Source organism: Pseudonocardia sp. NPDC049154 (genome assembly GCF_040648315.1).
Classification (GTDB): Bacteria; Actinomycetota; Actinomycetes; order Mycobacteriales; family Pseudonocardiaceae; genus Pseudonocardia.
In genome coordinates this window covers 1-11,764 of record NZ_JBEZDN010000186.1, presented here as the reverse complement: position 1 = coordinate 11,764, position 11,764 = coordinate 1, and the positions used below count along the sequence as shown (strand labels likewise).

Genomic DNA, 11,764 nt, shown 5'->3' with positions numbered 1-11,764 from the left:
GCCGTGCCCGCGGGCAAGCTGGGCTGGAACTGGGCGATGTTCGCCTACCACTCCTGGCAGCGGCTCTCGAAGCTCGACGCCGTGCACGGCGGCGGCCTGCACCGGCGGCCCTGGCGGGCGCACCCCGACTGCCACTGCGGCGCGAGCCCGCGGGCGGCACCGGTCCCGGCACCGCGGATCGCGCCAGGAAAGGCGCCTGTGGCAGCCGGCGTGAGGGCGGGTGTGACGGAGACCTCCCCCACGTGCGCCGCGGAGGTCGGCGCGACGTGCGGGCCGGCGGCACGGCGGGAGACAATCATGAGGTGAGCGACATCCCCCGCCGCACCTCCTCCCGCACGGCCAAGCTGGCCAGCCTGCCGCTCGGGGTCGCCGGACGCGCCGCCGCCGGATGGGGCCGGCGGCTCGCCGGTGGCGACCGTGACCAGATCTCCGCGCAGATGATGGCCAAGAGCGCCGAGCAGCTCTTCGCGGTCCTGGGCGAGCTCAAGGGCGGCGCGATGAAGTTCGGCCAGGCGCTGAGCATCTTCGAGGCCGCGGTGCCCGAGGAGCTCGCCGGCCCGTACCGCGAGGCGTTGACCAAGCTGCAGAGCGCGGCCCCGCCGATGCCGCCGGCCGACGTGCACCGGATGCTGGCCGAGCAGTTCGGGCGCAACTGGCGGTCGCGGTTCCAGGACTTCGACGAGGAACCCGCCGCGGCGGCGAGCATCGGCCAGGTGCACCGCGGCGTGTGGCGCGACGGCCGGGAGGTCGCCGTCAAGGTCCAGTACCCGGGCGCGGAGGAGGCCCTGCGGTCCGACCTGCGCCAGCTGTCCCGGATGAGCCGCCTGTTGCAGCCGCTGGCGCCCGGCATGGAGATCAAGCCGCTGATCACCGAGCTGCAGGAGCGGATGGTCGAGGAGCTCGACTACCGGGACGAGGCCGACAACCAGCGGGCCTTCGCCGCCGAGTACGACGGCGATCCCGAGATCCGGGTGCCGAAGGTCGTGGCGTCGGCGCCGCGGGCGATGGTGAGCGAGTGGGTCACCGGGCGCCGGCTGTCCGACGTGATCCGCTCGGGCACCCAGGAGGAGCGCGACCACGCGGGCGCGCGGCTCGCGGGGTTCCACTACTCCGCGCCCTACCGGCTGCACCTGCTGCACTCCGACCCGCACCCCGGCAACTTCCAGGTCCTCGACGACGGCCGGCTGCTCGTCGTCGACTTCGGGGCGGTCGCGCGGCTCCCCGAGGGACTGCCGGCACCGCTGACCGTCATGACGAAGTTCGCCCTGGAGAACCGGCCCGCCGACCTGCTGCAGCTGCTGCGGGACGAGGACTTCGTGCGCCCCGGGACCGAGCTCACCGCGGAGGAGGCGCTGGCCTACCTGGCGCCGTTCACCGAGCCCCTGCACACCGAGAGCTTCCGGTTCACGCGGGCCTGGCTGCAGAAGCAGGCCGAGCGTGTCGGCGACCTGCGGCGGCCCGAGTTCGACACCGGGCGTGCGCTGAACCTGCCGCCGCAGTACCTGCTGGTGCACCGGGTCACCCTCGGCACGCTCGGGGTGCTGTGCCAGCTCGAGGCGGAGGTCCCGCTGCGGGGCATCGTCGGCCGCTGGCAGCCCGAGCTGTTCGCGGCCAGCTGACCAGCCGCACCGACGGCGCCGGCCCGGATCCGGACGCATGACGCCCGCCCCGGAGGTAGCTCCCGGGGCGGGCGTCAGGAACCGCGGCGGGACGCGCGGCGGCCGTCGTGGCGAGCGAGGGCGGCGGGGCGTCACCCGTCGCCGGGCCCGGTCCGGTGCGGCGGACGGGGTCCCGGCGGACGTGCACCGCGGTGCCCTCCCGCGACTCAGCCGGAGGCGGCGCGGGCGCGCGCGGCCCGGCGGGCGGCGTAGGCCGCCAACCGGTCCCAGCGCCGGCCCGCGGAGAGCCGACGCGCGAGCCGGTGGTCGCGCGCGGCCTCCTCCGCTTCTTGCTGTCGCGATCGGGCCAGGGCTTCGTTCATCACCAACATCGCGGTGCCCTGGGCGTCGACGCGGTGTCGCACGCCGTGGGCCGGTCGGTCGGTGCGGATCACGAGATCGGTCATCGGACTGTCTCCTCTGATGGGACGCCGCCCCGGGGGAAGGGATCGGGCGCCGGTCTGTCGGACGGGTGGTTCTCGATCGGTCAGGCGCAGGGCCGGGCGGCCGTGGCGGCCATCTGCCGGGCCCGCTCCTGGGCCTTCTGGTGGGCCTCGGCCCAGGCCCGGTCACGGGCGAGGTCCGCCTTGCTGGGTCGGCCCCTCGGGCGCTTGCGCGGGACGACGACTCCTCGTTCGAAGATCTCGCCGCCCCACACGCCCCAGGGCTCCTCGCGGGACAGCGCGCCCGCGAGGCACTCGATCCGGATCGGGCAGCTCTCGCAGAGCGCCTTCGCCTTCTCCAGCTCGGCCGGGGCCTCGGCGAACCACAGGTCCGCGTCGCCCTGCCGGCAGGGCAGGTCCAGACCGGACTCGGGGGTCTCGCTGAGCAGACCGCCGAGGTCGGGAGCGGTGTCGCCGCCGCCGTACTCGTGCCTGATCGCCCCGCCGTCGCACGGGGTGGATCTGACTAGCACCGCACTACCTCCTGGTGTGGTGGGTGTTTCGCTTCCTTCGGTGGTGGATGGATGGACGGACGTGTCCCGGGTGGGGACACGAAAAAGGGCCGCGGATCCCTGGTGTGGGTTCCGCGGCCCCGAAACTCGACGGCCGGCTGGGCTGCTACGACCTTCGTCGGCACAGCCCGTTCGGAACGGACACACCTGTCCAGTTGTGATCGGCGATGACCGCGACCTGCGGCACCTGCTTCTCGGTGACGACGCGGAACGCGGCGAACGGCCAACCGCCGCGCGGGCGGCGGAGGGACGGCGCGACACCGAGGCGGGTGGAGGCACCGGCGGGCGCGATCGCACGCGGCGTCCCGGTCGTCCCGGTCGTCATCGCGAAGATCTCCATGGCGGCGCCTCCTCTCCGGCTGCTCGGCGCGGTTCCGTGCGGAAGGACGGGGCGTTGCTCCGTCCGTGCATGTGAGACTAGAAGGGGCGCCCCGACGCGCACAACAGAATTAATCCGTTGATTCGAGAAGCAGTTTCCGGTCCACCCGGGCGTCGTCGATCGTTCGCCCCGGGATCACCGGCCATGACCCGTGCCGCCACCCCCGCTGCGGTGGGCGGTCAGGCGCCCGAGTCGCTGACCAGCGCGAGGACCTCGCCCCCGTACCGGTCGAGCTTGCGGGCCCCGATCCCGGGGATCCCGACGAGCGCGGCGGCGTCGGCCGGGCGCTGCTCGGCGATCGCGGTGAGGGTCGCGTCCGTGAAGATCACGTAGGACGGCACGCCCTGCCGTCTGGCCACCTCACCGCGCCAGTCGCGCAGCCGCTCGAGGAGCTCGGTGTCCACGTCCGACGGGCACGCCCCGCACCGCTGCAGCTTCAGCGCGGTGGTGCCGATCAGCGGCTCCCCGCACACCCGGCAGCGCGGCTTCGGCCCGCCCGACCGGCGGCGGTCGCCCTGCGCGACGCGCGAGGCCGGGTGCTCCTCGGGGATCAGCCCGTACAGGAAGCGGCTACGGCGGCGCTGCCGGCCGCGGCCCGCGGCGCGCGCGAGCGCCCACGACATCCGCAGCACCCGCCGGGCCCGGGTCACGCCGACGTAGAGGAGCCGGCGCTCCTCCTCGATCGCGGACTCGTCCCCCTCGGCGTGCTGGATCGGGAGGGTCCCGTCGACCAGCCCGACGAGGAACACGACGTCCCACTCCAGGCCCTTGGCGGCGTGCAGGGACGCCAGCGTGACGCCCTGGACCACCGGCGGGTGCGACGCGTCCGCCCGCGTCTCGAGCTCGGCGGAGAAGCGGCGCAGGTCCGCCTGCGGCTCGACCGCCGCCAGCTCCTCGGCCAGCCCCACCAGCGCCAACAGCGACTCCCACTGGGCCCGCATGGCCGTGCCCGCGGGCGGCTCGTCCGTGAGCCCGACCGTCCCGAGCACCCGGCGCACCGCGGTGACCAGGTCCATCCCCTCGGGCAACGGCGGGGCGGTGCGCAGCGCGATCATCGCCCGCCGCACCTCGGCGCGGGTGAAGAAGCGCTCGCCGCCGCGCACCTGGTACGGCACGCCGGCCTCGGTGAGGGCCTGCTCGTAGCTCTCCGACTGCGCGTTGATCCGGAACAGCACCGCGATCTCGGCGGGCGGGGTGCCGTCGGCGATCAGCCTGCGGATCTTGGCCGCGACGGCCGCGGCCTCGGCGGGCTCGTCCTCGTACTCGGCGAAGTCCGGGTCCGGCCCGGGCGGCAGCTGCCCGACGAGCCGCAGCCGGCTGCCGGCGACCCGGCCGCGCGCGGCGCCGATCACCGAGTTCGCACAGGCGACGATCTGCGGGGTGGAGCGGTAGTCCCGGGTGAGCCGGACGACGGTGGCCTCCGGGAAGCGGCGCGGGAAGTCCAGCAGGAAGCGGGGCGAGGCGCCGGCGAAGGTGTAGATCGTCTGGTTGGCGTCGCCGACGACGGTGAGGTCGTCCCGCTCGCCGAGCCAGGCGTCGAGCACCCGCTGCTGCAGCGGGGTGACGTCCTGGTACTCGTCGACCACGAAGCACCGGTACCGGTCGCGGAACTCCTCGGCGACCGTGCGGTGCTCCTCGAGGGCGGCCGCGACGTGCAGCAGCAGGTCGTCGAAGTCGAGGGCCTCGGCCTGGTTCTTCAGCGCCTCGTACCCCGCGTAGACCTGCGCGACCTGCTCGACCGGGCCCGGGACGTCCCGCCGCAGCCGGGCGACCTCGGCCGGGTAGCTCTCCGGGGTGACCAGGCTGGACTTGGCCCACTCGATCTCGGTGGCGAGATCGCGCAACGCGTCCGAGTCGGTGCCCGCCCGGGCGCGCGCCGCGGCCTGGCCGATCAGCCGGAGCTTGCCCTCGAGCAGCTGCCACTGCCGGTCCCCGACGACCCGCGGCCAGAAGTAACGCAGCTGCCGCAGGGCGGCCGCGTGGAAGGTGCGGGCCTGGACGCCGCCGGCGTCGAGCGAGCGGAGGCGGGTGCGCAGCTCCCCCGCCGCCCGCGCCGTGAACGTGACGGCCAGGACCTGCCCGGGCGCCACGTGCCCGTGCCCGACGAGGTGGGCGATCCGGTGCGTGATCGTGCGCGTCTTCCCGGTGCCCGCGCCGGCGAGCACGCAGACCGGGCCGCGCGGCGCGGTGACGGCGGCCCGCTGTTCCTCGTCGAGCCGGTCGGGGTCGGCCGGAGCCGTCACGGAAGCCGTCACCATCCCATCCTGACAAACCCCACCGACGGTTCCCGCGCACCCTCGCGGCGTGACCCACCGCACAATCGGGTGCGGAACGGCGTGCCCGTCGCCGCTGTTGAACGGGGCATGGCGAAGCTGACGATGTACTCGACGACGTGGTGCGGCTTCTGCCGCCGCCTCAAGCTCCAGCTCGACGAGGCGGGCATCGAGTACCGCGAGATCGACATCGACCGGAACCCCGACGCGGCACGGTTCGTCGAGGGCGTCAACGGCGGCAACCAGACGGTGCCCACGGTCCTCTTCCCGGACGAGACCACCGCCACGAACCCGAGCTTCGCCGAGGTGAAGAAGCGGCTCACCGCGGCCTGACCCGCGCCGCACGGCCCCGACCGGACCCGTCCGGCCGGGGTCGCGCCGTTCTCGGCGCCGTGCGGTCGCCCGCTCAGCCCCGCGCCGCCCACGAGTCGAGCATCGACCTGGCGATCGACACCCGGCCGGGGAGCAGGACGAGCTTGCCGTCCGACTCGTCGCGGGCTCCCCAGTCGCCCTTGTCCATCGCCGCGCGCAGCTCCTCGCGGGTGACCCAGATGGCCTCCTCGATCTCGCCGTCGGCCGGCCGCAGCGGCTGGTCCGGGTCGGCCACCGCCTGGAACCCGACCATCAGCGACCGCGGGAAGGGCCAGGCCTGGCTGCCGAGGTAGCCGACCTCCGAGACCTCGACGCCCACCTCCTCGTGGATCTCGCGCATCACGCACGCCTCCAGCGACTCCCCGGCCTCGACGAAGCCGGCGAGCACCGAGTACCGCCCGGGCGGCCAGACCGGCTGGCGGGCGAGCAGGACGCGGTCGGCGCCGTCGTGCACCAGGCAGATGACCGCCGGGTCGGTGCGCGGGTACTCCTCGTGCTGATGGGCCTCGCAGCGCCGGGCCCAGCCGGCGTTGTGCGGGTGGGTCGGCGAGCCGTCCCGGGCGCAGAAGCGCGCGGTGTCGTGCCAGTTCAGGGCCGCGACGGCGCCGGTGAACAGGCCCGCGCCGAGGGCGTCGAGCTCCGCGCCGACGGCCCGCAGGTCCGCCCAGTCCGCCGGGTCGTCCCCCGCCGCGAGGTCCGGCCGGCCGCGGGCCGCCCAGTAGGCAACCCCTTCGGCCTCACCGAGCAGCACGGCGTCCCCCGGCGGGGCCGGCGCGATCTCCTCGGCGGGCCGGGTGCGCAGGACGGCGCCGGAGCCGGCGGCCGCGTCCCAACCCGCGGCGTCGCCCTCCCGGAAGCGGGACTGCGGCGCGGCATCCCAGGAGACCGGGGTGCGCCCCTTCTCGTCGACGACGACCACGCGGGCGGTCGGCCAGGTGGCCTTCTGCCGGTCCGCGTCGAGCCGCAACGGCTCGTCGCGCACCACCGTGCCCCGGGAGAGGACGGGCGGGGTGACCAGCTCGAACGTCATTCCACGCCTCCCAGCGCGCGCAGCCGCGGGCCGATCACCTCGGCGTCGCCCACGACGACGCCGGTGAACCGCTCCGGCGCGAAGTACTCGAGGGCGGCCTCGGCCACCTGATCGGGTGTGACCGCCTCCAGCCGCACCGGCCGCTCGCGCAGCCAGTCGATCGACAGGCCGGCGGCGTCGAGCGCGGCGAGGGTGGACGCGAGACCGCCCTGGCTGTCCAGCGAGATGAGCAGCGAGCCGATCGCGTACCGGCGGGCCGCCTCGATCTCGTCCGCGGTGGGCGGCACCGCGACCATGCGGCCCAGCTCGTAGCGGGTCTCGAGCAGCGCGGCCGCGGTGACCTCGCTCGCGACGTCCGTCTCCACGCCCAGCACCGCCCCGCCCGGCACGAACTCGGTGCCGGAGTGGGCGCCGTAGGTGTAGCCCTTGTCCTCGCGGACGTTCTCCATCCAGCGGGAGGAGAAGTAGCCGCCGAACACGAGGTTGGCGAGCTGGAAGGCCGCGTAGCCCTCCTCGTCCCGGCGCAGCGCCGGCGCGGTGAGCCGCAGCTGCGACTGCACCGAGCCGGGGCGGTGCACCAGCTCCAGCGGGCCGGCCGCGGTGATCGGCGGCGACCCCAGTTCGCGGGCCTGCGCCGCGCCCGTCCAGCCGCCCAGGACCTTCCCGACGGCGGCGATCGCCTCGGTGGGGTCGAGCTCGCCGACCAGCACGAGGGTGGAGCCGCGCGGCACCACGCCCTCGGCGTGCAGTGCGCGCACGTCACCGGGTTCGACGGCCGCGACCGCCTCGCCCGAGGGCATCTCCAGCGCCACCGGGTGGTCGCCGAACCGCTTGCGCTGCAATGCCTCCCGCGCCACCGTGCGGGGCTGCGCCCGGGCCACGGAGATGCGCTCGACGAGCCGTTCGCGCTCGCGGAGCAGCTCGGGCTCGGGATAGGTCGCGCCGGTGAGCACGTCGGCGAGGACGTCGAGCACCGCCGGCAGCCCCTCCGCCAGCCCCGAGCCGTGCACGAGCAGCCGCTCGGGGTCGACGGCCACGCCGAGCTCGGCGCCGACGCCGGCCAGCTCGTCGTCGATCCCCACCCGGTCGTGGGTGGCGGTGCCGGTGAGCATGGCCGACGCCAGGAGCTCGGCCCGGGCGGTGAACGCCGGGTCCGCGACGGGGCCGGGCGCGGCGAACGGCACGCGCAGCCGCATCTCGACCATCGGCACGCCCGGCCGGTGCACGGCCAGCACGCGCAGCCCGGACGGCAGCGTCTCGGTGACGACCTCGGGCAGCGGGACCTCGCGCGTGGCACCGAGCGGGGGCAGCGGGCGCGGGCCCGCCGGGGTGCGGCCGATCTCCTCGGCGGTGCGGTGCGTGGTGGGCGCGCTCATGCGCCGGCCTCCTCGGGGTTCGCCAGCTCGGCGGGGTCCTCGCTGCCCGGCGCGGCGCCCGCGGTCGGCTCGACCAGCAGCACGGCCCGACCGGCCGAGCGCAGGGACTCCGCGGCGGCCCGGACCTGCTCCGGGGTGACGGCCGCGATGCGCGCGGGCAGCTCCTGGGCGATCTCGGCGCGGCCGTAGAGCAGCTCGCGGGCGCCGAGGCCGAGCATCCGGTACATCACCCGGTCGTCCTCGTGGTGCAGGGAGGCGGCCCAGCGCGCGGACTGCCGGGCCAGCTCCTCGGCGCTCGGGCCCTCGGCCGCCAGCTTGTCCAGCTCCTCGTCGATCGCGCCGAGCACCCGCTCCGGGTCGACGGCTCCCGGGTGCACGGCGGTGATCGTGAACGTGTCCGGGTCCCGCGCGTCGAGCGGGCCGCCCATCAGCCCGTTGCTGGCCCCGACGTCCGTGACCAGGCCGTCCGCATGCACGAGGCGGCGCTGCAGCCGGGCGGCCTCGCCGTCGCCGAGGACGGAGGCGAGCAGGGCGTGACCCAGGTACGCGTCGAGCTCCGTCGACGGGTCCGGCACCCGGTACCCGACGGCCAGCGCGGGCATCGGGGCGTGCGCGTCGGCCACCGTGCCGCGGCGCTCGGAGCCCGGGACCGGCTCGCCGAACGACGGCCGCGCCGGCGTCGGCCGGGCCGGGATGTCGCCGAAGTGCTTCTCCACCAGTGCCAGCACCTCGTCCACCCCGCCGGCGGCCGCGAAGTCACCGTGCACGGTCACCTGCGCGTTGCCCGGGGCGTAGTAGGTGTCGAAGAAGGACGCCGCGTCGTCCAGCGTGGCCTGCTCGAGCTCGGTGAAGTCGCCGTAGCCGTTGTGCGCGTTGGGGAAGGTGTCGTAGAGGACGGGCGGCAGCAGGATCCAGGGAAACCCGCCGTAGGGCCGGTTCAGGACGTTGAGCCGGATCTCCTCCTTGACCACGTCCACCTGGTTGCGGAGGTTCTCCTCCGTGAGCTTCGGGGCCCGCAGCCGGTCCGCCTCGAGGAACAGCGCGCGTTCGAGCGCAGCGCCGGGCAGCACCTCGAAGTAGTCCGTGTAGTCCTGGTGGGTCGAGCCGTTGAACACCCCGCCCGCACCCTGGACCTGCCGGAAGTGCTCCAGCTTCGCCAGGCTCTCGCTGCCCTGGAACATCAGGTGCTCGAAGAGGTGGGCGAAGCCGGTGCGCCCCTCGGGCTCGGACCGGAAGCCGACGTCGACGTGCACCGCGACGCCGACGACCGGGGTGGCCGGGTCGGGCGCGAGGAGCACACGCAGGCCGTTGGGGAGCGTGGCCCGGTGGAGTTCGGGAGCTGGCACGTCCCGACCCTATCCCCGCACCCCGACAGTCCGCCGGACGATCGGTCCTCCCCGCCCGCCGGCCGGGTGGGGCTGTCCCCCGGCGAGGAGTGGGGTCGTGATCATCGCGGGCGGGGGCGCACACGATCGTTCCGCGGGCCGCCGACCGGCACAGTTCACGGCATCGGAGGAACCACCCCGGCTCCCCCGCCCGACGCCCCCGAGGAGCTCCCGATGTCCGGCTGGAACAGCAAGTACGACGAGAAGCACCACAACGACCACGACGACCGCGACCACGACGGCAAGTGGGACCACGACGGTCACAAGGACCGGGACCACGAGAACGGCCGCGACCACGACTGGGACAAGGACCACGGCCACGACGGACACGGCCACGACGGCGGCCACGACGGCGGCCACGACTGGGACAAGGACCACGACGGGCGCGGCGACGACTGGGACCACGACAAGGACCACGGCAGGTGCGACGACTGGGACGACCACTCGTCCCACGGCCACGAGCACGCCTGGGCGCACTGAGCGCCCCGCAGTTCGTCTCGCGCGGCACTCCCTCAGGGGGTGTCGCGCGATCGACGTTCCCCGTGAGGCGCCGGAGCGGTCGGGAGGGCCGAGCCCGGCCGGCTACGCCGGGGGCAGCACCACGAACTGGCGGAGGGCCAGGTCGGGGTAGGTGACCGGGCCGCGGGGGCCCGGGGTGTGGTCGACGTTGATGCCGGTCTCGGGGAGGCCGAGCAGCTTGTAGCCGTCGAGCAGCCGGGTCGGGCTGTTCCAGAAGACCCCGGTGCCGGTGTAGGCGTCGATGAAGCGGTGGGCGACGGCCTCGTCGGCGGCACACACGCAGGCGGCCAGCCCCGACGTCTCGCGCGCGGCGGTCAACGCGGCGTCGACCGCGCCGTCGACGGGCGCGACCGTCACGTGCGCCTCGTTCCCGGAGTCGAGCGCCCACTCGTGGCCGAGGGCGTGCACGTGCGGCGGCAGGCTCAGCGCGATCCCGCGGTCCCGCAGCACCTTCTCCGCGACGGGCAGCAGCTTCTCGTAGACCGGCCGGTCGATGAGCAGCAGGTTCAGCCGGTTGCAGACCCCGAGGCGGTCGGTCGAGTCGTGCACCAGCCGCTCGACGACGGTCTCCTCGGCCGACGAGTCCAGGTACAGCACGCCGCCGCCGTCGGCGTGCGCGAGCACGCGGGTGCCCGCGGCGGCGCCCAGCATCGACAGCTTGCGCGTGACCTCGCCGCTCCCCCGCACCACGACGAGCGGCACCAGGTCCGGCAGCCCGACCAGCGCCTCGGCGCCGGCGTGCCCCGGCAGCGGGACGAGCTGCACCGCGTCGGCGGGGATGCCGTGCGCGGCGAGGGCGGGAGCGACGACCTTCTCGAGCAGGGCGGTCGCGCTGCCCAGCGCCGCGGCACCGGTGCGCAGGACGGCGGCGCTGCGGGCCTTGAGGACCTGGGAGGCGACGTCGATCGTCACGTTCGGGCGGGCCTCGAACACCGCGCCGATCACGCCGACCGGGATGCTGCGCTCGAAGACGCGCTCACCGGTCGGGAGGTTCCGCACGAACCGCTCCACCGGCGGCTCCGGGGTCGCGGCCAGCACCTCGAGCTGCGTCGCCATGTCGGCGAGCCGCTCCGGGGTGAGCCGGAGCCGGTCGAGCAGCCCGCCGGCCATACCGTTGGCGGTGGCCGCCTCGACGTCCTTCGCGTTCGCCGCCAGCAGCGCGGAGGCCTCCTCGCGGAGCAGCCCGGCCGCGGTGCGCAGCGCGGCGTCGACCGCGGCGCCGCCCGCCGCCCGCACTCCCGGGGCGGCCGCGGCCGCGCGCTGGGCGGCGGTCCGGACGGCGGCGAACTCGGGTGCTTCGGCGGCTGCGCTCACGCGACAACCGTACGACACGGCCGCCCGGGATATTCCTGCTCCACCGGCGGGAACGGGATGCCGACCGCGGCCCCGCCACCACCCGCTCGTGCCCGAGGAGTTCGGCGTCAGACGGGTTCGGCGTGGACGACGATGTTGTCCTCGTACGACCTCGTGCCCGGGTCGAAGCCGCCGCCGCAGGTCACGAGCACCAGGCGCGGCGGGCCGGTGCGCGTGAAGGTGTCCGCGGGCAGGGCGGCCTTCCCGAACTCCCGTCGCGCGACGACCCGGTAGCGGACCGCGCGCCCGTCGTCGCCGGTCAGGACCACCGGTTCCCCGACGGCCAGCTCGGGCAGGACCGCGAGGATCCCGATCCCGGCGACCCGCGAGTCCACGTGCCCCGCGACCACGACGGTGCCGGTCCCGGAGGCCGGAGTCGCCGCTCTACCTGGCCCGGACCGGCCGCGAGGCCGAGGCCCGCGCCGTGATCGACGACATGGTGCGGCGCACCGGCGCCACGCCCG

Annotated in this window: 13 protein-coding genes; 4 read left to right on the top strand and 9 right to left on the bottom strand. The window is 75.2% G+C overall.

The features are described 5' to 3' along the window. Together AB0B41_RS40915 and AB0B41_RS40910 are read left to right on the top strand one after the other, a co-directional pair. Positions 1-306 (top strand): hypothetical protein (locus AB0B41_RS40915; RefSeq protein ID WP_358212417.1); only part of this gene is annotated, 306 nt, incomplete at its 5' end. Then, positions 303-1,619 carry an AarF/ABC1/UbiB kinase family protein gene (locus tag AB0B41_RS40910; RefSeq protein WP_358212416.1) on the top strand — a complete coding sequence of 439 codons (1,317 nt, stop codon included), beginning with the start codon at positions 303-305 and terminating at the stop codon, positions 1,617-1,619. The genes AB0B41_RS40915 and AB0B41_RS40910, both read left to right, overlap by 4 nt. 206 nt (positions 1,620-1,825) lie before the next feature. On the opposite strand, the gene AB0B41_RS40905 is transcribed toward AB0B41_RS40910, so the two are convergent. The 4 genes from AB0B41_RS40905 to AB0B41_RS40890 all read right to left on the bottom strand — a co-directional run bounded on the left by AB0B41_RS40905 (position 1,826) and on the right by AB0B41_RS40890 (position 5,250). Beyond that, positions 1,826-2,065, bottom strand: coding sequence for a hypothetical protein (locus tag AB0B41_RS40905; RefSeq protein WP_358212415.1), 240 nt, complete (start codon positions 2,063-2,065; stop codon positions 1,826-1,828). A gap of 80 nt (positions 2,066-2,145) precedes the next feature. Further along, positions 2,146-2,538, bottom strand: a complete 393-nt coding sequence (locus AB0B41_RS40900) for a WhiB family transcriptional regulator (protein WP_358212418.1) — start codon at positions 2,536-2,538, stop codon at positions 2,146-2,148. A 181-nt stretch (positions 2,539-2,719) separates the two neighbouring features. Next, entirely contained in the window at positions 2,720-2,953 is a 234-nt protein-coding gene (locus AB0B41_RS40895; RefSeq protein WP_358212414.1) for a hypothetical protein, read from the bottom strand. 218 nt (positions 2,954-3,171) lie between these two features. Beyond that, a complete protein-coding gene (locus tag AB0B41_RS40890; protein ID WP_358212413.1) occupies positions 3,172-5,250 on the bottom strand; it encodes an ATP-dependent DNA helicase UvrD2 in 2,079 nt (692 codons plus the stop codon). Between the two features lie 105 nt (positions 5,251-5,355). Here AB0B41_RS40890 and AB0B41_RS40885 point away from each other — a divergent pair, with 105 nt between their 5' ends. Then, positions 5,356-5,598: a mycoredoxin gene (locus AB0B41_RS40885; protein ID WP_358212412.1), complete on the top strand. Its 243-nt coding sequence runs from the start codon at positions 5,356-5,358 to the stop codon at positions 5,596-5,598. A 73-nt stretch (positions 5,599-5,671) separates the two neighbouring features. Here AB0B41_RS40885 and nudC read toward each other — a convergent pair whose 3' ends face one another. The 3 genes from nudC to AB0B41_RS40870 are packed head-to-tail and all read right to left on the bottom strand — an operon-like array spanning position 5,672 to position 9,389. Beyond that, on the bottom strand, positions 5,672-6,667 hold the full coding sequence (gene nudC / locus AB0B41_RS40880; protein ID WP_358212411.1) for an NAD(+) diphosphatase: 996 nt from the start codon (positions 6,665-6,667) through the stop codon (positions 5,672-5,674). After that, positions 6,664-8,043 (bottom strand): pitrilysin family protein, encoded by a 1,380-nt coding sequence (locus AB0B41_RS40875; protein WP_358212410.1) that lies wholly within the window; start codon positions 8,041-8,043, stop codon positions 6,664-6,666. The genes nudC and AB0B41_RS40875 overlap by 4 nt, the downstream gene beginning before the upstream one ends. After that, the gene (locus AB0B41_RS40870) at positions 8,040-9,389 is read right to left on the bottom strand and encodes a pitrilysin family protein (protein WP_358212409.1); all 1,350 of its coding nucleotides are present in this window, start codon (positions 9,387-9,389) and stop codon (positions 8,040-8,042) included. Before AB0B41_RS40870 ends, AB0B41_RS40875 begins: the two co-directional genes overlap by 4 nt. A 213-nt stretch (positions 9,390-9,602) precedes the next feature. Here AB0B41_RS40870 and AB0B41_RS40865 point away from each other — a divergent pair, with 213 nt between their 5' ends. Beyond that, positions 9,603-9,908 (top strand): hypothetical protein, encoded by a 306-nt coding sequence (locus tag AB0B41_RS40865; RefSeq protein ID WP_358212408.1) that lies wholly within the window; start codon positions 9,603-9,605, stop codon positions 9,906-9,908. A gap of 102 nt (positions 9,909-10,010) precedes the next feature. Here the strand turns inward: AB0B41_RS40865 and AB0B41_RS40860 are convergent, their stop codons facing one another. Then, positions 10,011-11,261: an aldehyde dehydrogenase family protein gene (locus AB0B41_RS40860; RefSeq protein ID WP_358212407.1), complete on the bottom strand. Its 1,251-nt coding sequence runs from the start codon at positions 11,259-11,261 to the stop codon at positions 10,011-10,013. 107 nt (positions 11,262-11,368) lie between these two features. After that, the gene (locus AB0B41_RS40855; protein WP_358212406.1) at positions 11,369-11,635 is read right to left on the bottom strand and encodes a class F sortase; all 267 of its coding nucleotides are present in this window, start codon (positions 11,633-11,635) and stop codon (positions 11,369-11,371) included. Between the last annotated feature and the right edge of the window lie 129 nt (positions 11,636-11,764).

What these genes read in the sequence shown, in the direction of transcription:
- AB0B41_RS40905 (WP_358212415.1), bottom strand. Translation starts at nt 2,065, where the DNA reads ATGACCGATCTCGTGATCCGCACCGACCGACCGGCCCACGGCGTGCGA.
- AB0B41_RS40895 (WP_358212414.1), bottom strand. Translation starts at nt 2,953, where the DNA reads ATGGAGATCTTCGCGATGACGACCGGGACGACCGGGACGCCGCGTGCG.
- AB0B41_RS40890 (WP_358212413.1), bottom strand. Translation starts at nt 5,250, where the DNA reads ATGGTGACGGCTTCCGTGACGGCTCCGGCCGACCCCGACCGGCTCGAC.
- AB0B41_RS40885 (WP_358212412.1), top strand. Translation starts at nt 5,356, where the DNA reads ATGGCGAAGCTGACGATGTACTCGACGACGTGGTGCGGCTTCTGCCGC.
- nudC (WP_358212411.1), bottom strand. Translation starts at nt 6,667, where the DNA reads ATGACGTTCGAGCTGGTCACCCCGCCCGTCCTCTCCCGGGGCACGGTG.
- AB0B41_RS40875 (WP_358212410.1), bottom strand. Translation starts at nt 8,043, where the DNA reads ATGAGCGCGCCCACCACGCACCGCACCGCCGAGGAGATCGGCCGCACC.
- AB0B41_RS40865 (WP_358212408.1), top strand. Translation starts at nt 9,603, where the DNA reads ATGTCCGGCTGGAACAGCAAGTACGACGAGAAGCACCACAACGACCAC.